The sequence below is a fragment of the Enterococcus sp. C65 genome (genome assembly GCF_040887165.1).
Lineage (GTDB): Bacteria > Bacillota > Bacilli > Lactobacillales > Enterococcaceae > Enterococcus_B > Enterococcus_B hirae.
Map to the genome: position 1 here is coordinate 126,427 of NZ_JBFOFG010000006.1, position 21,709 is coordinate 148,135.

The window sequence follows — 21,709 nt, forward strand, 5'->3', positions numbered from 1 at the left end:
GATCACTAAATAGTTATTTTATATCTGTTTTGTTTATTTCAAACGCTATTGTTCAAGGTACTCTACTTCTGATACTCAATAAAATTGTCTTTATTAAAAAAACAGAGAAAAAGAAGATGATTTCCTCTTTTTCTCTGTCTGATTACTTCTATTTGGAACAACTATTCACTTTGGAGTTTATACATATCAGCATACAGTCCTTCTTTTACTAGCAACTCCTGGTGGGTTCCTTGTTCAACGATTTTTCCTTTATCCAAGACAAGAATGAGTTCTGCATCTTTGATCGTTGATAAGCGGTGCGCAATCGCAATAGTGGTTCTTCCTTGACGCATCTTTGCTAATCCTTCTTGGATCAACCCTTCTGTCTCGGTATCAATATTGGCAGTTGCTTCATCTAAAACCAAGATTTTAGGGTCAGTAACAATGGTTCGTGCGAATGTGATCAATTGTCGTTGTCCACTAGAATAACTTGCGCCTCGCTCAATCACTTTTGAATGATACCCATTTGGTAATTCATTAATAAAGCGATCTGCTTGGACAAATTCTGCCGCTGCACGTATCTGTTCATCTGTGATCGCTGGATCCATCATACGTATATTTCCTGCAATATCCCCATAGAATAGAAAAGCATCTTGGAGAACTAACCCCATTTTTTTACGAAGTTCAGCAATCGGATATTCCCGAATATCACACCCGTCAATTAAAATCTGTCCTTCATAAAATTCATAAAAACGCATCAATACATTGATGATCGAACTTTTCCCACTGCCAGTATGACCGACTAATGCGACAGTTTCACCAGGATTGGCAACAAAAGAAATGTTGTTCAGCACTTTATTTTTTCCATCATAGGAAAAGCTGACATTACGAAATTCGATTTTCCCTTCAGTGATGGTTTTGTTTGCTCCTTCATGTTGCTGTGGTGCGTATTCTTCTGTGTCCATGATTTTTAAGATTCTGCTACCAGCGACGATTCCGTCAGTGAATATACTTAAGAAATCCATCATTTGGGACATCGGATTGAAGAACCCTTGGACATATGTGGTGAAAGCATAGATCAGTCCAACTTCCACTGGTGATTTTAAGGCATCTAAACCAAAAAGCGTCAGTGCCCAAGCAATGGCTAATGCATATAAAAAGCTGATAATCGGGCTCAATAACAGCGAATTGGTTTTGATCATAGCGTATCGTGTATTGAGATAATCCGTATTGACCGCTTCAAATTCGTTTGCTAACCGTTTTTCCTGCCGGAATTGCTGGATGATCCGCATCCCTGAAATGGATTCATTTAATTTAGTATTCAACTGACTTAACTTTTCTCGCATATTACGATAAATCCGAGAACTAAATTTTTGATAATACCAGATCACGACTCCTAGAACAGGTAAAAAAAGCAACAGCCATAAAGCAATGCGTCCGTTGATTTGAAACATTGCAATAAAGGAGGAAACTACTGCGAAAATGCCTGTCAATACCATCAGAAAAACATACCAAAATTCAAAAAGCGTTTCGGTGTCATTCGTGACTCTTGAGACAGTCGAGCCGGCTGGTGTCTGGTCAAAATATCTCATTCCCAATGTATGCAATTTTTCAAATAGTTTTATACGGATATATTGATAGGTTTTAAGCGAAGCATTGGAATACAAATACCATTGGAAAAACCAGATGATACTTTTGACGATGACCCCAAATAAATACAAACCTGCAAAAAATAGAATCACTTGTGTCGTAGCAGATTGTTTGGCTAAATATTCATCCATAAAGGTTTGAATGATTCGAGGTAATAGGACATTGATTACTGACAATCCCAAAGCAAACAGGATGGCAATGATGAAAGTCGCTTTAAAGGGTTTAGCAAAATGCAACAAGCGTTTAATGATTTGCTTTTGCTCTCGCAATGGAATGGATTTTGACCATTCGGATTGATAGTTATCTTCCATCATTTTCTCCCCTTTCAATTTTGGCTTCTAACTGTTGTTTTTCCCACATTTGTTTGTACCAACCACCTAAAGCCAATAGCTCGGCGTGACGGCCACGTTCAACGATCTGTCCTTTGTCAATGACGATGATTTCATCAGCATGCATCACACTGCTTAGTCGATGAGCGGCAATGATCGTGGTTTTACTTTGACGAATTTCTTTTAAATTTCGCAAAATTCTTTCTTCTGTTTTAGCATCCACTGCCGACAACGCATCGTCAAGGATCAATAACTCTGGATTTTGGATCAATGCTCTGGCAATCGAGATCCGCTGTTTTTGTCCACCAGATAAGGAAACACCCCGCTCACCAACTAATGTTTCATACCCCTTCGGTAATTCTTTGATCTCTTGGTTGATTGATGCTAACGAAGCAGCAGCTTCCACTTCTTCGTTAGATAACTTAGGATCAGAAAAACGGATATTCTCACGAATCGTCATTGAAAACAAAAAATGATCTTGTGGTACATAGCCAATAGAATGTAAAAGAGCATCTAAGGAATATTCTTTGATCGAACGACCACCAAATTTGATTTGTCCTTGATAGTCATCATATTCACGCATCAGCAACTTCATGATCGTGGTTTTTCCAGCACCAGTTTTACCAACAATTCCTAATGTATCCCCTTCTTTAATTGCAAACTTGATTTGTTCCAAGGCGGGTAATTCTTCTTTGGGATAATGGAATTGCGCGATCTCTACATTTAATTCTCCTTTTGCGGGCGTCTTCACTGCACCAAGTTGTTCAACGATATGAGTCTTCTCATGTAAGAGTTCATTCACTCGGTCATAAGAAGCATTTCCTCTTTCCAGAACATTGAACAACCGACCAATAGCAAACATCGGCCAAACCAACATTCCAATGTAACTGATGAAGGAAACCATTTGTCCAATCGTGATCGTGCCATCTAGCACATATTTACCACCCAAGATGATCGTTAAAACATAAGATAACCCAATGATCAGCGTGATAAACGGATCAAACAAAGCATCTAAAAAGTTGACACGTTTATTCTTGGTGATTGCCTGTTCGATTTTTTCTTGAAAATCTGCCAGATCTTCCTGCTCTTGCCCAAAAGTTTTGATTACTTTAATCCCAGTAATACTTTCTTGCGTTTTGTCGTTGATACTGGAAAAAGCTTCTTGTGATTCTCGAAAAGCATCATGTAGTTTTGATCCTAATATCCTTGAAGTAACAGCTAATAGCGGCAAAGGGATCAAAGCAAGTAACGTCAAGCGCCAGTCAATGAAAAAGATCATGGCAATGATTGTGGTTCCACCAGTAATGACCGAATCAGCAAATGTCAAGATGCCTGCTCCTGCCACATTTTGGATCGCATTTAAATCATTGGTCGCATGTGCCATTAAATCACCTGTACGATATTTTTGATAAAACATACTATCCATACGGGTGAAATGGATAAACAAACGCTGACGTAATTCCTTCTCTAACCTCGCTGCACTTCCCCAAATATTCACCCGCCAAATGAAACGAAAGAGATACTGTAAAATGGCAGATCCGATTAATACAGCGATCCAAAAGACGATAAATCGCATGGAGAGATTCTTATCTGCAATCTCATCGATGATGATCCCGATTACTTTAGGCGGAACTAACTGAACCAAAGCAACACATAATAAAGAAAAAACGCCGATCACATAGTGCTTCTTTTCTTGTTTAAAAAACCAACCCAACTTCCTAAAAATAGACATATTTTTCCTCCTTTTTAACTCCCATCAACCTCTTTTTCTCTTGAAAATTTAGTCAGTGTTACTTATTTTTCTCACTAACTACACAACCTTGTTTTTAATCGCTTCCATAAATCCATCTAACAAAAAAAGCGAGCTGAAATCAATCAGCCCGCTATGATTTGTCCAATGAAAACCTTATTTTTTCCCTTGGTTTTTCATTTGTTGCATCATCTGACGAATTTTCTTTTCAGATGGTTTTTGCCCCATTGACATCATCATTGATCGTAACATGTCCTCATTAACGGGAGGATTTTTTTCTAAATAATCTTTCATATATTTACGCGCAAAAAAGAATCCACCGATTGCGCCGATTAATAAAGCAATAACTGCGATAAGTACGACTATTCCTGTTGTTACCATATAAATCTCTCCTTTCTATTTCCGAATTGCTCTCAATGACTTATTTTACTAAAGTTTTCCCAAAAAAGAAAGGCGTTTTCTTTAGTTTTGGCTAAAAAGTTTATTTTACTGCTTTCCTATAACTTCGCCAAATAGAAGCTTAACCATATATTTTTTTTAGGCAAACCGAATAAATTGCTTTCAATTTTTTTGATGCAGGTGTAGAATGGTGTCGTGAAGAAAATGAGAGGTGATCTTTTTGAGTAATCAATTCCATAAACAAAAATTGATTGAACACACCAACGGCTTATCTTTAGCTGAAGTGAACGGGACAGTCAAAGTTCCTAAAGGGAAAAGTTTTTTTAAAACATTATTAGCTTATTCAGGTCCTGGCGCACTCGTTGCGGTAGGTTATATGGACCCAGGAAACTGGTCGACTTCTATTACAGGAGGTCAAAACTTTCAATATTTACTGATGTCAGTCATTCTTTTATCCAGCTTAGTCGCTATGCTCTTGCAATATATGGCAGCAAAACTAGGCATCGTTAGTCAAATGGATTTAGCCCAAGCCATCCGAGCCCGTACAAGTAAAACACTTGGTGTGATTTTGTGGGTGTTAACTGAATTGGCAATCATGGCAACCGATATTGCAGAAGTAATTGGGGCCGCCATTGCCCTTTATTTACTTTTTGATATTCCATTAGTAATTGCTGTATTTATTACTGTTTTTGATGTTTTTGTTTTATTGATGTTAACTAAGATTGGCTTTCGTAAAATTGAAGCGATCGTCGTTTGTTTGATCTTTGTCATTTTATTCGTTTTTGTCTACCAAGTGGCTTTGTCAAATCCCGACTGGAAACATTTATTTGCTGGCTTTGTTCCTAATAGCAAAACGTTTGCTGATTCACCGATGATTGGTGGTGAAACACCATTGACAGGTGCATTAGGAATCATTGGCGCAACTGTCATGCCTCATAATTTGTATCTCCATTCTGCAGTCTCACAAACGAGAGAAATCGATCGGAAAGACCCAACCGATATCGCTCGAGCTGTTCGTTTTACAACTTGGGATTCTAATATTCAATTAACTATGGCTTTTTTAGTCAATGCTTTACTTTTGATCATGGGCGTTGCAGTATTTAAAAATGGTTCTGTGCAAGACCCATCATTTTTTGGGCTTTACGAAGCATTGTCTAATCCTTCTGTTATGAGCAATGATGTATTGACCACTGTAGCAAAATCTGGCATTTTATCTACATTATTTGCTGTTGCCCTTTTAGCTTCTGGACAAAATTCTACGATTACTGGAACACTGACAGGACAAGTGATCATGGAAGGCTTTATCCACATGCGTATGCCGATTTGGTTACGTCGTTTGGTCACACGTCTCTTGTCTGTCATCCCTGTTTTACTCTGTGTCCTCTTTACCAGCACGAAAGGAACGATCGAAGAACATACTGCTTTGAATCATTTGATGAACGAATCTCAAGTATTCCTTGCATTTGCGCTTCCTTTTTCAATGATTCCATTATTGATGATGACAAATAGTGAAGTAGAGATGGGGAAACAATTTAAAAATAATCTATTCGTTAAATCTTTAGGCTGGGTCTCCGTAATCAGTCTGACATTCTTGAATTTACGAGGGTTGCCTGGACAAATCGAAAGTTTCTTTGGTGATCAAGCAACTACCAATGAATTGATGTGGGCAGACAATGTGGCCTACTTGATTATCTTTGCTGTCTTAGCCTTATTGTGTTGGACGATCTTCGACTTGTATAAAGGGAACAAAAGATACGCAGAACGTTTGCAACAACTAACCGTCCAAGAAAATAACTAATAAAAAGATTAGATGATAAAAAAGTTGTTCCTTAAGTGTCCAACTTTAAAAAATAAGCCAAAGAATCCCGAAATAGTTACTCAGGGAAATTCTTCGGCTTATTTTAATTCGTATAACTACATTCAACAGCTTTGATGTCCATTTGTTGAAATGTCTTCGTGAAGAGATAAATCACGTTTTTTTCTACTAATATCAGTAGATTTTGCACAGATCCTACAATCAAAACTTTAAGGTTTCATTTGTTTATTCATTCACTGCTGCTAATAATTCTGGGAAAGCTTCTGGATCAAAGTGTTTTTCTTTTAACATAGCAATTTCTTTTCCATATGGTGCATAGGCCGTTTTTTTCTCTTTCCCTACATAAGGGGTTTCTAAGATTTTGGCAATATCTGAAAACATCGGTTCATGTACGATTTCTTTCAGTGCATCAAAACCGATCGTCCCGAAACCAATATTAGCATGACGATCCTTATGTGACCCTTGAGGATTCTTCGAGTCATTGATGTGTAACACTTTCAATCGATCCAAGCCGATTACTTTATCAAATTCTGTCATGACACCTGAAAAATCATGACACACGTCATAGCCTGCATCGTTCGTGTGACAAGTATCAAATGTCACAGACAATTTTTCATTCAAAGTCACGCCATCAATGATCTGCGCTAATTCTTCAAATGTCCGACCGACTTCCGTCCCTTTACCAGCCATTGTCTCTAAAGCAATTTGTGCAGTCTGTTCTTTCGTCAAAACTTCATTCAATCCTTCAATGATTTTGGCGATACCAGCTTCGGCACCTGCACCGACATGGGCACCTGGATGCAAAGTGATCTGGGTTGCTCCTAAAGCCTCCGCTCGGACGATCTCTTCTCTTAAAAATTGAACCGCAAAAGGAAACATCTCCGGTTTAATCGTATTTCCCAAATTAATAATATAAGGTGCATGAACCACTATATCAGATAATCCATGTTCCTTCATATACGCTTTCCCCGCTTCGATATTCATGTCTTCAATTGCTTTACGTCTAGTATTTTGCGGTGCTCCAGTATAAATCATAAAGGTTGAAGCACCGTAACTTGCAGCTTCTTCTGCTGCCCCTAATAGCATTTTTTTTCCACTCATGCTTACGTGTGACCCTAATAACATAAAATTCTTCCTCTCCATGAAAAGTGAATCAATGATCGAAATCCTTATCAAGCCATATTCCATTCATTGATAATCACTCTAAATAAGCTAATCTTTTTCTATTTTAACTGAACATATAGGGAAAGAAAAGTTTACGACTCGAAAACCGGTCTAGTGCTTTAAGTTTCTCGTTCACTCTATCATTCAGAAAAAGAAAGTTGAAATAATCCTTATAAAAATCACCATATCTGTTTTTTTGTTCCATTATTTGCTATAATTAGCGAAATAAAACTATTAGTTGAGGTGAACCCTTTTGCCACGTAAAGATACTCGGAAAAAGCAACATCGAAGGAAAAAGCAAAAATGGTTGGGATTAAACATCGCTTTTGGTGTCTTCCAATCATTGACTACTTTTATCGTCGTCCTTCTTCTGCTACTGGCAGCCCTTGGTGTTGGTATCGGAGCTGGTTATTTTGCCTATCTTGTTGAAGATACCGAAATACCATCCAAAGCAACCCTGCAATCAGAGCTTGGCAACATTACAGAAACATCTAAACTTGTTTATGCTGACAATTCTGAAATATCAAAGATCCAAACTGATTTAATGCGGACAGCCGTTCCTTCAGATCAAATTTCGCCTTTATTGAAAACTGCAATCATTAGTACTGAAGATGAGTATTTTGAGCGACATAACGGCTATGTACCAAAAGCTGTTTTGCGTGCTTTATTTTCTGAAGCAACTGGTATCGGTTCTTCCGGTGGTTCCACGTTGACTCAACAGTTAGTCAAACAACAAATCTTGACTGATGAAACAACATTCAAGCGAAAAGCAAATGAAATTTTATTAGCAGCACAAGTCGAGAAACACTTTTCCAAAAATGAAATTATTTCTATGTATCTAAATGTTTCTCCATTTGGTCGAAACAATAAAGGACAAAATATCGCTGGTGTACAAGAAGCAGCGAAAGGAATCTTTGGTGTCAATGCCAAGGATGTCAACTTGCCACAAGCTGCCTTTATCGCAGGCTTGCCACAAAGTCCGATCACTTATAGTCCTTATACAAATACTGGGAGTTTAAAAGAAGACCTTTCAGCAGGATTGAATCGAAAAGATGTGGTTCTATTCAGCATGTATCGTGAAAATAAAATCACAAAACAACAATATGAAGAAGCGAAAGCTTATGATCTCACGAAAGATTTCTTACCACAACAGATTGCTGAACAAAGTGATCGTGAGTTTCTATATTATACCGTTATGGGTGAAGCCACAGAGATCATCACTAAACAATTAGCTGAAAAAGATGATGCAGATTTATCTGATAGTTCAGTCTATGATGCCTACTATCAAAAAGCACAACAAACGATCCAAAACAAAGGTTATACGATCCATTCAACGATCGATAAAAATGTTTATGCGGCAATGCAAGAAGCAGCAAAAAGTTATGGTCATCTATTAGACGATGGCAAAGCCACACAAGTTGAGACAGGAAATGTCTTGATGGATAATAAAACTGGTCGTATCTATGGTTTTGTTGGTGGTAGAAATTATCTACAAAACCAAAATAATCATGCTTTTGACACCCAAAGACAAGCTGGGTCTTCGATTAAACCAGTACTCGTGTATGGTCCAGCCATCGATATGGGGCTTGTAGGATCAGAATCACGCGTTTCTGATTACGCAACTACGTGGCAAGAAGGAAGTAACGCAGGAGAAAAAATCGTCAATGCAACGAATGAAGGTTCTAATACCTTCCAAACGATTCGAGAGTCTTTGGAATGGTCTAACAATATCCCTGCCTATCATTTATATCAGGATGTTTTAGAAAATGGTGGTTCTAAACAATATGCTTATGAAAATTACTTGGCAAAAATGAATTATCCAACCAACGATAATTGGGGCGTTGAGTCTGCGCCGTTGGGAACCGTTGATGTAACGACTTTGGAACAAACCAATGGCTTCCAAGCTTTAGCTAATGGCGGGGTCTATCAAGAAGGTTATTTGATTGATTCAATTACTGATAACTCAGGAAAAGTCATCTACAAACATGAGGAAAAACCTGTAAGAGTGTATTCTGAAGCTACAGCATCAATTATGAATGATATGATGCGTAGTGTAATCACTGCGAAAATCACGACACCTTTTAAAGATGATATTACTGCTTTAAATCATGAACTGGGACAAGCGGATTGGATCGGCAAAACAGGTTCAACAAATGACTACCGTGATTCTTGGCTGATTGTTTCAACGCCATCTATTACGATCAGTAGTTGGGCAGGTCACGATGACAACACTGGAATGGACTCAAGAGCCCGATTACGTTCTTCTAGCTATTTAGCCAATCTCATTAATCAAGTATACCAAGCAAATCCAGCGATGTTCGGGACAAAGGATAAATTTGAATTATCTTCTGATGTCTCCAAGAAAAAAGTAGCATCCTTTACAGGACAACTTCCTGGTAAAGTTACTGTTGATAAGAAAACCATCGAAACGCCAAGTCAGACAGTTGAATCGCTTTGGGCAAAAAATGGTCCAAAAAAATCAACATTCAAGTTTGGTGTCGGTGGAACGGATGAAAACTATAAAAACTATTGGGGAACTGCTTCATCCTTTGCTCGAGCGCATCCAGCAAAAAAAGAAAATGATAAAGAAAAAGAATAACTCAGACTTTGTCAAATAATATTGATGAAACGTACCAACATTATTTGACAAAGGACCTACAAAAACAGTCGCCAATTATGGCGACTGTTTTTATCTTGTTAATTTTTCAGTAGCGCCCATACGCTTTTTTTCTTGCTGTTTGACTAAGTTCATTGCTTTATTCCTTTTTTGATCCACTGTTTGCTGTTGATGAGTATTTTTATCTGTAGTCGGTGAATATTTAGACTGATTTAGATCATTGGTAGCAGGTTTGCTTTTTTCTTTTTCATATGTGACTGGTTCCCATACCCCAATTTCAAACCACAGCGGGTTCGTTTCACTTGATTTCTTTTGGTTATCTGACTGTTGGACATTTCCATTGATATTCAATGATGGCTCAGCTTTTTCTAAATATAGGCTGGTTCCTTCTTTAGATTTAGGAGCAGTCAAGCTTTTAAAGGTGCTAGGGTTAAAACTATTTAGATCATTGGTAGCAGATTTGCTTTTTTCTTTTTCATGTGTGACTGGTTCCCATACCCCAATTTCAAACCACAGCGGGTTCGTTTCACTTGATTTCTTTAGGTTATCTGACTGTCGGTCATTTCCATTGATATTCATCGAGGGCTCAGCTTTTTCTAAATATAGGCTGGTTCCTTCTTTGAATTTAGGAGCAGTCAAGCTTTTAAAGGTGCTAGGGTTAAAACTATTTAGATCATTGGTAGCAGGTTTGCTTTTTTCTTTTTCATGTATGACTGGTTCCCATACCCCAATTTCAAACCACAGCGGGTTCGTTTCACTTGATTTCTTTAGGTTATCTGACTGTTGGTCATTTCCATTGATATTCATTGAGGGCTCAGCTTTTTCTAAATATAGGCTGGTTCCTTCTTTGAATTTAGGAGCAGTCAAGCTTTTAAATGTGCTAGAGTTAAAACTATTTAGATCATTGGTAGCAAGGTTGCTTTTTTCTTTTTCATGTATGACTGGTTCCCATACCCCAATTTCAAACCACAGCGGGTTCGTTTCACTTGATTTCTTTAGGCTATCTGACTGTTGGTCATTTCCATCGATATTCATCGAGGGCTCAGCTTTTTCTAAAGGTAGGCTTGCATCATCTTTGTCTTTTCCTTTAAAGTCACCTGATTGCCGGTTATCCCCTTCTTTGACAGTCATCACTTGCTTACTTTCGATTTCCCTACAATAATCGCTATTGTTTTCTCTATTTGGCTCTTCAGGACTTTGCATTTTACTTTCATCTTTATTCCAATTGGTTCTTTCGCTACTGTTCGTTTGTACTTCTATCCATACTTGTGGGTCATGCTGTTTTTGTTTCTCTTCTTCCAAACGTATGCTGTCACCCCTTTTTTGATTACGTTCCTTTGAAGCTTCACGTCTTTTTCTCCATTTGTTGACAGGATCTAATAACTCAATAGATTGATTGTTTTGAAATTGGAAGACTGTATCATTTTCCATGCTTTTTTTCAAAATATCGTTAAAATTGTCTCTAAACCGTCCATATATTTGACTTACTTTCCTACTGATGCTAACTAAAATAGCATCGATTTTACTGTCAGACAATTCACTTTTTTTCAAAGTAGAAAGATATTCAAAAGAATAACTCTCCGTATGTAAACCTATATGTTTTGCTAAGATATAACCAATCGCTTCTGATTTAAAATATTCTAATTGGTCTGGATAATCGGTACTAGTCCCTCTTGTCTTATGTATGGCTGAACGCATAAAGTTACTCAATGTTTGTTTATCATTCATCCCTGATTGAATCTCGATTGGCATACTTTTAAATTGGTTAATACTTTGGAACAAAATTTGGTAGAGAGATGAATCAACTGTTTGATTCCCTACATAGTATGCTGGTCTGGGTATTTCTTGCTTTTCCGCTAATTCACTAACATCGAAAACCTGTACTAGAAAAGAGGCTGTTAGTTTACTTTTTGTTTCTTTGTCGAAACGTACTTCTGTATGGTCTCTATAAAGTGCCTCTGGACCCAGTTTTAATTTTTTTTCTAGTTTCTTCCATTCCTGAGCCTCGAGAGCCAATTGGACATCTGGTTTTTGGGCGATCAGGTTTTGGGTTATTTTTGAGTGTTGCCAAGGAAGATGCGCTGTAACAGATAAAAACTTAATAAAATTATCCTCTTCTAGAAAAGTTGAAAGTTGTTTTTTTCGATACGTTTCAATCCCTTCCCTATCCCCCCGTTTATTCAAGCTTTGTATACTTTTATCGTCTATTCCCTCATTAAACCTAAGATTTAGTATATATTCAACTCCTTCTGGAAATAAGTCAATTGAGTTAACCAACTTATTACCACGTTCATTAATATGATGTGCCATACTTACAAAATAATAAAATTTTTCTATGATCTTTTCTTTATTTTCTTCTATAAACGGACGATATAATTCCATTCCCGGATCCTTAGTTACTATTACCAGTGAAGAATCAAGATACAAGGAATGATTAAAAACAAAACCTGGAGTACAGCGACGATTGTTCTTGTACTTCTCTTCCATTACTGGCAATGGATATACAAACTCTGTAAAAATTTTCTCTGTAAAAGATTTAATAGGAATATACCAATTTCTCCTATTTCTTTCCAATGCAAGATATGTCCTATTTAAATTTTCTAATGTTATTTCTTTGTACTTTGAAGTTTTTAACTCATCGTAAACATCAGGAAGCAGTTTCACAAAATAAATATCTGACATTTATAACTTCTCCTTACAATTTAGATTTTCTCTTCTGATAGAGATTCCATTTCATTATACGGAATAAAAAGCTAAAATTTGTCCAAGTTTTTACAAAAAAAATAAATAGTTGTTCTTGTTAACTAGCTAAAAGCTTCAACGAATGTTTACTTATTTCAATCACTAAATCTTTTTTAGAAGTTAAAACGAGAGTGGGACAATAGTTCTTTCTCAATCGTTGGCGATTTGGAAATTATAACCTGGTTTGCGCTGTCCATTTCGCATATAACCGTCTTTCATCCACATAAAGGTGGTAACAGTTAATGTTCTACATTTCGTGGTAAAGTTGTTTGGCTGATGGTATAATTTTTAAACATAAAGCACACTCCTTTGATTTTTGTTTAAGCACTTTAATCATACAAGGTTGTGCTTTTTATGTACCTTAAAATCAAAAAAATGGGGAAATAATCAGATTTTTTTCTGACTATTGTCCCACTCTCGTTTTTATCTGGTTATGGTTTTAAAGAAGCTTTTTTATCTTGCCACTGTTCTACGCCCGGATACTCCATTTTTTTTCTGCCGATTGTTTTTATTTGCTTTTTCCTGAGCTATCCTTTGCCATTGCGGAATGAATTTATCTGTAGTCAATGAATTTAGACTGTTAGTATCTACTTTTTCTAAAGTGCTTTTGTTGCTTTTGTTGCTTTTTTTACTTCCTTTTTTTGTAACTGTTTCCCAAGTCATTTCTTCCGGCTCATTTTGATCCGTTTGATGATCTGTCTGCTGATCTTTTCCATTAATAGTCGTCGAAAGTTTAGATTCAGTTCGGTTGGTATCCTCAGCTTTTTTCAAAGATAGGCTTTCACCTTCTTTGGCTTTCATGTTAAACAAGCTTGCAAAGGTTTTAAGGGTAGAAGATTCTTGATGATCTGTCTGCGGGTTAATTCTATTAATAGTCGTCGAATGTTCAAATTCATCTCGATTGGTATCCTCAGCTTTACTCAAAGGTAGACTTGCACCTTCTTTGGCTTTAAGGATAATCGATCCTTCAAAAGTTCTAAGTTTAGAACTCTTTAAATCATTGGTAACAACATTTTCTGAAGTACTTGTGTTACTTCCTTTACTTGTGTCTTTTTCCAAAGTTCCTTTCTCAAACCATTGTTGATTCGCTTCTCCGTATTTCTCTAGATTATCTAGCTGATTGTTTCTTTCTGTGCTTGAGTTCTCTTTCCAAGATCTCTCTTTAACTTCTTGTTGCTTAGTACCATTTGATCCTTTAATATGAACTGTCTGTTGCTCATTTCCCTTAATATCCATCGAGAGTTCAGTTTTTTTTATGCTGGCACCCTCAGTTTTTTCCAAAGATATTTTGACTTCAGGTCTAATCAATCCTTTAGAGTCGCCTGATAGCTGGTGGTTCCCTTCTTTGACTTTCCTCACGTGTTTACTTTCGATTTCCCACCAATACTCACTATTATTTTCGCTATTTTGCCCTTCAGAATTTTGTGTTTTACTCTCATATATATTCGGATGGATTCTTTTACTCTTTTTAGTTTTAACTTCTGTCCAAGTTTGTGGATCACGCTGCTGTTTTTCTCCTACTTTCAAACGTTTGTCGCTAAACTTTTTTTTACTATTTTCAATCAAAGCTTCACGTCTTTTTTTCCCTTTATTGACGGGGTCTAATATCTCTATAGATTGATTATTTTTAAGTTGGGTAACTTTATTCTTTTCGTTACTTTTATTCAAAATAATATTAAATTTTTCTATAAAGTCATTATATGTTTTATTTACTTCTGAACTAATGCTCTCTAAAATATTATCTATTGTAGTTTCAGACAATTTATTCTGCCTCAAAGTAGAAAGATATTCAAAAGAATAACTCTCCGTAGATAATCCTAAATGTTTTGCTAAGGTATAACCGACCGCTTCTGATTTAAAATATTCTAAATGGTCTTGATCACCGATACTAGTCCATCTTCTCTTATGTATGGCTGAACGCAATAAGATACTCAATTTTTCTTTATCATTCATTCCCGATTGTATCTCGATTGACCTACTTGTAAGTCCTCTGATACTTTGGAATAAAATTTTATAGAGAAATGAATCAACTGTTTGATCTCCTACGTAGTAAGCAGGTCTAGGTATTTCTTGATTTTCCTTTAATTCACTAACATCAAAAACCTGTACTTGAAAATAATCTGTTGGTTTAGAGTTTGTTTTTTTTTTGAAAACTTCTCCTGTATATGCTCTAAGGAGGGATTCCGGACACAGATTTAGTTTTTTTTCAAGTTTCTTCCATTCCCAAGCCTGAAGAGCCAATTGGACGTCTGGTTTTTGGGCGATCAAGATTTGGATTATGCTTGAATCTTGCCAAGGAAGATGAGATTTAACAGATAAAAACTTAATAAAATAATCTTCTTCTAGAAAATTTGGAAGTTGTTTTTCTCGATATGCTTCAATCCCTTTTATATCACCTCGTTTGCTCAAATTTTGTATACTTTTATCACTTATTCCCTCATTAAATTTAAGATTGCATATTTCCTCTATTTCTTTTAGAAATAATTCAAGCGTTCCGGTCTTCTTATCGTATACACAATGATTATAATATCCTCTTAGATAATGATAAAAAGCGTCCTTAATTTTTTCCAAATTTTTTTCTATAAACGGTAGGTATAAATCAGCTATCTCTTCACTTTTTATCTTTACTTCTATTACATCTGAAGAGGAAAGATTTAAGGACTGATAGAAAACTAATCCCGGAGAAACAAGATGAGGGTCCTCCTCCAATATTGGCAAAAAAAATACAGAATCTGGATGTTTTGTACTTGTATGAGCTTTAAAAGGAATATACCAATTTCTTTCATTTTGTTCGAACGCAAGATACATTCTTGTTTCTTTATTTAATATCCTATTTTTAGTTTCCTTTGAAGTTATTAAATCATTGTAAACTTCAGGGCGTAGTTTTACAAAATAAAAATCTGACATATACAGTAACTCCTGGCATTTTAGATTTTCTCTTCTGATAGAGATTCCATTTCATTATACGGAATAAAAAGCTAAAATTTGTCCAAATTTTTACAAAAAAATAAATAGTTGTTCTTGTTAACTAGCTAAAAGCTTCAACGAATGTTTACTTATTTCAATCACTGAATCTTTTTAGAGGTTAAAAACACTCCACTAGCATCATCTAGTGGAGTGTTAATCACTTATTATTTCGTCGATCCTTTTTCTTCAATTCCATAAGGTAAGATAATTGTTTTTTCTTCAACTTCTTCTTTATTCATCATTTTTGTTAATAGACGCATTGAAACGGCACCTAAATCATACAATGGTTGTGTGATACTTGTTAGGCGTGGACGTGCAACTTCTGTTAACAATGAGTTATTACTTGTAATGATCTCAAATTCTTCTGGTACTTTCACACCCTTATCTAAAAGACCATCTAAAATACCGATAGCTAATTCATCATCTGAAACATAAACAGCTGTTGCGCCACTGTTATGAATGCGATCAACTAGGGTTAATCCGTCTTTAAAGTTATACTCTGCTTCAAAGATCAAACCTTCGCTGTAAGGTAAATTATTTTCTTTAAGTGCTTCTTTATATCCTTTCAAGCGATTTTGACCATTGATTGGATCAATCAATGCCCCACTGACAAAGGCAATTTTTTTATTGCCATTCTTAGCTAATTTATTGACAGCATCCTTAGTTGCTGAAGTGTAATCGATATTCACACTTCCAACTTGTTCATCAGGGTCAATTGAGCCAGCCAATACTACAGGAGTCTTAGATCGAGAAAACTCACCACGGATTTCATCAGTGATATGATGTCCCATGAAGATCACGCCATCTACTTGTTTTGCTAGCAAGTTATTTAATACATTCACTTCTTTTTGATCATTGCCGTCTGAATTTGCTAAAATGATGTTGTATTTGTACATTGTAGCAACATCATCGATCCCACGTGCTAAAGAAGCAAAAAACATATTGCTGACATCTGGAATGATTACCCCTACTGTCGTTGTCTTCTTACTTGCTAGCCCACGTGCAACAGCATTCGGACGATAGTCCAATCGATCAATGACTTCTAATACTTTTTTTCTAGTCGCAGGTTTGACATTCGGATTCCCGTTAACGACACGTGAAACAGTAGCCATCGAAACATTTGCCTCTCTCGCTACATCATAAATAGTAATTGTTTGCTTTTCCATTCTTGCTCTCCTGTTCATTTTTATATGTTTTCTGAAAATACGCTTTACATTTCTAAAACAGGATAACAAATAATACTCAAAATTGCAACCGTTTTACTACCGCTTTCATGAAAATAATTCATTTTTTCACTTTTATACGTTGGTCTTTGAAACATTAAGTGGTACAATTATCTAATAATTCAATAAATTAGAAAGAAGGATGCCAAAATGAATAACGTAAAAATCAACGAATTACGTAAATGGATGGCTCAAAATCAAGTGGATCTTGCCTATATTAGTGATCCAGGACACATCGCTTATTTTTCAGGATACGAAAGTGAACCCCATGAACGTGTCTTAGCACTATTTATCCCACTTGAACAGGATCCTTTTTTATTCACTCCGGCTTTAGAAGTTGAAGATGCACAAAACAGTGCATGGTCTTTTGATGTTCGTGGCTATTTAGACAGCGAAAATCCTTGGGAAATCATTGGGAAAGAAATTCGTCACCGTTATGGTCAGCCTGGAAATATCGGAATCGAAAAAAATGCGTTAACCGTTGATCGTTTCGATGCCATTTCAGATGTTCTAACTGGTTCTGACAACTTTACTGATTTAACAGCAATCATTCAACGTCTCCAATTAATCAAAACACTGGAAGAAAAAGACCAATTACTTGCTGCTGGTAAATGGGCAGATGTTGCCTTTGAAATCGGCTTTAAGGCAGTAAAAGAAGGTGTTACTGAGCAAGCAATCATTGCAGAAATCGAATATCAACTAAAAAAACAAGGTGTTTCGCAAATGTCGTTTGACACGCTTGTTTTAGCTGGTAAAAACGCAGCAAGCCCCCACGGTGCTCCAGGCAGCACAAAAATTTCGCCTAATGAACTTGTTTTGTTTGATTTAGGTGTTGTTTGGGATGGTTATTGCAGCGATGCTACTCGAACTGTAGCCTATAAAAAACCAACTGAATTTCAGGAAAAAATTTATCAAATCACACTTGAGGCACAATTAGCTGCCCAAGCAGCTGTACGTCCCGGCGTAACGGCTGCCGAACTAGATCAAATTGCAAGAAATGTAATCAATAGCTATGGCTATGGCGAATACTTCAATCATCGTCTAGGTCACGGAATCGGAACCACTGTCCATGAATTTCCTTCCCTTGTAGCAGGAAATGATTTAGTCATCGAAGAAGGCATGTGCTTCTCCCTTGAACCAGGAATCTATATCCCTGATCAAGTAGGTGTTCGAATCGAAGACTGTGTCTATGTGACAAAAGACGGCTGTATTCCATTTACAACTACGCCAAAAGAATTATTGGTTATTGAGTAAGGTCGTGAAAGAAGCGGTTAACTCCGAACGAATAAGCGATGATTTTTTAAAATAGCTTCTCTTATTTTAGAAAATTATCGTTTATTGTTAAGGAGTTGCTTCTTGAACGCCGTGGATCAGAGGTTGTGAGAAGAGCGACTTGATCTGAGCGCTCACCAAGTAAAAACTGCGACGAGTAATCGCAGGAGCAGTAAGGATGAAAATCTCGAAACAGCTTCCCATGTTTTGAGATTTTTTGTCTTATCGCCGAAGATCAGCTCTTTGAACACCGTTTATCACTTCTACATCTATTAATGAGTCTAAGGGCGACTGTTAGTCCTAGACTCATTTTTTTCTTATCTTCAACCTCACTAATTGTTGTTGACCCATTCATACCAAAGAGCTCTGGTTACCATTAGATTTTACGAATTCTTCTGATCATTCTGGTTCTTTTATAGTGTCTTCACTCTCATGGTAATAAGCATGCTATCAAGTGATTACGCAAATTAGACGTTTACATTATGTATTATTCTTGTAATTATCCAAACAAAAAAATATCAAAGCTAGGAAACTTTGCTAGCTTTGATATTCATCACTTGTTCCGTTCGATTAACCAAAATCGAGATAGCATCTATTGATTATTTACAAAAAATAGAAATTGCCTATTTTCCATTGTCAGTAAATGTATCTTTTAAATCTTCTTTTTTAGCTTTGACATCTTCTTTAGCCATATCTGCCATTGCTTGCGCATCTTTTACGACTGGTTTTGCTTCAGCAATGCCTTCTTTGACTGTTTGTCCAGCTTCACCTGCAGCATCTTTCGCATTGATCATCATATCTTCAGATGCATCTTTAACTGTTTCATTCATTTGTCCGACTGGCTTTTTAAGCTCATCTGCTGATTTCTTGAAGCGATGAGAAAGATCTTCTGATTGTTCTTTTAATGTTAATAAAATGTCTTCAGACTCATCTTCGACATCATTTGCAGAATGATTGACTTTATTTTTCACGCTACCAGCTAAGTCACCAGCTTGTTGGGATAGATCTTGCGCTTTTTCTTTTGCGATGTCTGTTAATGTCGCTGATTTTTCTTTTGCCATATCCGTGTAGTCTGAAGCCATATCAAGTAAATCATCTGCTTGTGCAGCAAGTTCATCGCGTAGTTCTTTTCCTGACTTTGGTGCTAATAATAATGCTGCGACTGCCGCTGCTGTCCCACCAATAACTGCTCCTAGTAAAAATCCACCTTTTTTTGCCATAATTAAATTCCTCCAGTCTTTTCTGTATGTTTTTTATTTTTGAAAAACTTTAAAGCTGTGCCACCAACTTTTCCAGCCACGGTAGCTTTAGCTGTTGTACGCCCAATCCCACCAACTTTGGTTACGATATTTTTACTTGATGTATTCAATTCTGACACGCTTTCACTTAAATCCGCGATAGCTGTAAATAATGGATCAATCGTTTCTACTTTCCCATTGATGTCTAAAAGCAATTCATTACTTTTGACTAGTAAACCTTCCACCTGCCTTGACAAAAGATCGACATCTTTGGTGACGACTTCAATCGTCGTATTTGCTTCTGCCACTGTTTGATCCACTTTTTCTAATGTTTTTGATAATTGTAACAATACTCTTATGATAAAAACAACGAGGACTGCAAATGCGATGGCCGCAATCAGCCCAGCAATTTCTCCGCCTGTCATACTCGAACTCCCTTCTGATACTCTTTCTATAAGCATAGCATTTTCGCATTTTTTAAACAAATAAAAAATAGCAAAGCTTCAACTACTTTTTTTGGATAAGAGCAGTTGAAGCTTTCATTGCTAAAAAATTTATTTTTTCAGCTCATCTTTTGATTCAATTTTTTTGTTGTCTTTTTTTGGTACCATCGTTTGATCAGCTTCTAATTGTTTCCCTAGCTCTTTGATATATTCTTTTAATGGTTCGCCGACTTCTGGATGAGTCAAGCCGTATTCGATACTGGTTTTCATGAAACCAAACTTGTCACCAACATCATAGCGTTTGCCTGTAAAGTTACGAGCAAATACTCGTTGTGTTTTATTCAATGTATCAATCGCATCTGTCAGTTGGATCTCATTCCCAGCACCTGGTTGTTGTTCTGCCAAAACATCAAAGATTTCAGGAGTTAATAAATAGCGTCCAATAATAGCTAAATTACTTGGTGCTTTACTTGGGTCTGGTTTTTCAACGAAGTTTTTAACATTGAACAATCCTTCTTCTAATTCTTCACCAGGATTAATAATTCCGTATTTAGACGTATCTTTTTGTGGCACTTCCATCACTGCGATTGTTGATGCATGTGTCCGCTCATAGTCATCAATCAATTGTTGTGTCAAAGGTACTTCATCTTCCATGATATCATCACCTAACATCACAACAAAAGGTTCATTACCGATAAAAGCACGGGCTTGTAATACAGCATGTCCTAATCCTTTTGGATGAGATTGACGAATGAAGTGTAGATTTACATCAGTTGTTTCTTCAACCAACTTCAATAATTCTGTTTTCCCTTTTTCACTCAAATTCGTTTCTAACTCGATATTTGAATCAAAATGGTCTTCGATTGGTCGTTTTGCTTTCCCAGTGACGATCAAAATGTCTTCGATCCCTGATTTAAGTGCTTCTTCTACGATAAATTGAATCGTTGGTTTGTCAACGATTGGAAGCATTTCTTTTGCCATCGCTTTTGTTGCAGGTAAAAATCTTGTTCCTAAACCTGCTGCTGGAATAACTGCCTTTTTTACTTTCATTTGTCATCTCTCCTCTAAAAAATTAATCGTGAAAATTCATTTTCTTTTTTTCCATCTCGCAACATGATTTCTCTTGCCGCAATTTGTACATTTTTATTTTCATAAAGTACTTCATAAATTGTTTGAGTGATTGGCATGTCTACACCTACTTGCTGAGCAAGTTCTTTTGCGGCTTTTGTCGTATGGACACCTTCCACAACCATCCCCATATTTTCCAATACTTCTGACAGTTCATGCCCTTTACCTAACAAATTGCCCGCTCGCCAATTTCGCGAATGGATACTAGTACAAGTAACGATCAAATCGCCCACACCACTAAGACCAATAAAAGTCAATGGGTTGGCACCCATGGCAACACCTAAACGACTGATTTCAGCTAAACCTCTAGTCATAATAGCAGCTTTTGCATTATCCCCAAAACCTAATCCGTGGATTGCTCCTGCACCAAGAGCAATAATATTTTTCAATGCAGCCCCCATTTCAACCCCAATCACATCAGGGTTGGTATAAATCCTAAAATAATGATTCATGAATAACCTTTGGACAAAGGAAGCTGTTTTTTGATCTGTGCTAGCAGCTGTGATCGTAGTAATGTCATGATTTGCTACTTCTTCTGCGTGACTCGGACCAGATAAAACAGCAATGGATTGACGTTTGTCACTCGGGATCTCTTCTAAAAGAATTTCTGAGATCCGTTTGTGTGTTTCCTGTTCTAGCCCCTTGCTTGCATGGATGATTACAGGCTTGGTATTCAATTTAGTGACCACCTCTTGTGCTACAGAGCGAATGGCTCGTGTCGGAATCACGAATAACAAGGCATCAATATCTTGAACTGCCTGTTCCAACTCACTAAAACCACGGATTGACGTTGACAAATGATAGTCGGGTAAATATTTTTGATTGGTGTGTTGTTGGTTGATCTCGTCTATTTGCGATTGACGATGTCCCCATAGGCGAACATCATGTCCATTTTCAGCAAGAACTTGCGCAAGAGCTGTCCCCCATGAGCCAGCTCCTAAGACTGCCACCCTATATTTCATTTTACCACTCCTGCTATTTTTTTCATTTTT

General features: G+C 36.7%; 14 protein-coding genes. 3 read left to right on the forward strand and 11 right to left on the reverse strand.

The genetic code is table 11. The annotated features are described in order from the left end of the window. Positions 1–161: 161 nt before the first annotated feature. The 3 genes from AB3I12_RS08460 to AB3I12_RS08470 form a co-directional block, all read right to left on the reverse strand. A complete protein-coding gene (locus AB3I12_RS08460; protein ID WP_010718540.1) occupies positions 162–1,940 on the reverse strand; it encodes an ABC transporter ATP-binding protein in 1,779 nt (592 codons plus the stop codon). Continuing rightward, entirely contained in the window at positions 1,930–3,690 is a 1,761-nt protein-coding gene (locus AB3I12_RS08465) for an ABC transporter ATP-binding protein (RefSeq protein WP_063627388.1), read from the reverse strand. Before AB3I12_RS08465 ends, AB3I12_RS08460 begins: the two co-directional genes overlap by 11 nt. A 174-nt stretch (positions 3,691–3,864) precedes the next feature. Beyond that, complete coding sequence (locus tag AB3I12_RS08470; RefSeq protein ID WP_063627389.1) at positions 3,865–4,089, reverse strand: YneF family protein; 225 nt, start codon at positions 4,087–4,089, stop codon at positions 3,865–3,867. Between the two features lie 238 nt (positions 4,090–4,327). On the opposite strand from AB3I12_RS08470, the gene AB3I12_RS08475 reads away from it, so the two are divergent. Further along, positions 4,328–5,905 carry an Nramp family divalent metal transporter gene (locus AB3I12_RS08475; protein WP_063627390.1) on the forward strand — a complete coding sequence of 526 codons (1,578 nt, stop codon included), beginning with the start codon at positions 4,328–4,330 and terminating at the stop codon, positions 5,903–5,905. A 243-nt stretch (positions 5,906–6,148) separates the two neighbouring features. On the opposite strand, the gene AB3I12_RS08480 is transcribed toward AB3I12_RS08475, so the two are convergent. Further along, complete coding sequence (locus AB3I12_RS08480) at positions 6,149–7,048, reverse strand: deoxyribonuclease IV (RefSeq protein WP_010737962.1); 900 nt, start codon at positions 7,046–7,048, stop codon at positions 6,149–6,151. 292 nt (positions 7,049–7,340) lie between these two features. Here AB3I12_RS08480 and AB3I12_RS08485 point away from each other — a divergent pair, with 292 nt between their 5' ends. Next, positions 7,341–9,686 (forward strand): transglycosylase domain-containing protein, encoded by a 2,346-nt coding sequence (locus AB3I12_RS08485; RefSeq protein ID WP_063627391.1) that lies wholly within the window; start codon positions 7,341–7,343, stop codon positions 9,684–9,686. A 90-nt stretch (positions 9,687–9,776) separates the two neighbouring features. Here the strand turns inward: AB3I12_RS08485 and AB3I12_RS08490 are convergent, their stop codons facing one another. The 3 genes from AB3I12_RS08490 to ccpA form a co-directional block, all read right to left on the reverse strand. Further along, a complete protein-coding gene (locus AB3I12_RS08490; RefSeq protein ID WP_063627392.1) occupies positions 9,777–12,386 on the reverse strand; it encodes a hypothetical protein in 2,610 nt (869 codons plus the stop codon). A 513-nt stretch (positions 12,387–12,899) separates the two neighbouring features. Next, complete coding sequence (locus AB3I12_RS08495; protein WP_063627393.1) at positions 12,900–15,353, reverse strand: hypothetical protein; 2,454 nt, start codon at positions 15,351–15,353, stop codon at positions 12,900–12,902. 224 nt (positions 15,354–15,577) lie between these two features. Then, entirely contained in the window at positions 15,578–16,579 is a 1,002-nt protein-coding gene (ccpA, locus tag AB3I12_RS08500; protein ID WP_010718548.1) for a catabolite control protein A, read from the reverse strand. 207 nt (positions 16,580–16,786) lie between these two features. On the opposite strand from ccpA, the gene AB3I12_RS08505 reads away from it, so the two are divergent. Then, positions 16,787–17,890 (forward strand): Xaa-Pro peptidase family protein, encoded by a 1,104-nt coding sequence (locus AB3I12_RS08505; RefSeq protein ID WP_010737965.1) that lies wholly within the window; start codon positions 16,787–16,789, stop codon positions 17,888–17,890. Positions 17,891–18,531: 641 nt separating this feature from the next. Here the strand turns inward: AB3I12_RS08505 and AB3I12_RS08510 are convergent. From AB3I12_RS08510 to AB3I12_RS08525, 4 genes are all read right to left on the reverse strand, one after another. Continuing rightward, positions 18,532–19,128, reverse strand: coding sequence for a YtxH domain-containing protein (locus AB3I12_RS08510; RefSeq protein ID WP_034867377.1), 597 nt, complete (start codon positions 19,126–19,128; stop codon positions 18,532–18,534). Positions 19,129–19,130: 2 nt separating this feature from the next. Further along, on the reverse strand, positions 19,131–19,571 hold the full coding sequence (locus AB3I12_RS08515; protein ID WP_010718552.1) for a DUF948 domain-containing protein: 441 nt from the start codon (positions 19,569–19,571) through the stop codon (positions 19,131–19,133). Positions 19,572–19,700: 129 nt separating this feature from the next. Beyond that, positions 19,701–20,639, reverse strand: a complete 939-nt coding sequence (gene galU / locus AB3I12_RS08520; RefSeq protein WP_010718553.1) for a UTP--glucose-1-phosphate uridylyltransferase GalU — start codon at positions 20,637–20,639, stop codon at positions 19,701–19,703. 14 nt (positions 20,640–20,653) lie between these two features. Beyond that, positions 20,654–21,679 (reverse strand): NAD(P)H-dependent glycerol-3-phosphate dehydrogenase, encoded by a 1,026-nt coding sequence (locus AB3I12_RS08525; protein WP_010718554.1) that lies wholly within the window; start codon positions 21,677–21,679, stop codon positions 20,654–20,656. Positions 21,680–21,709 lie beyond the last annotated feature (30 nt).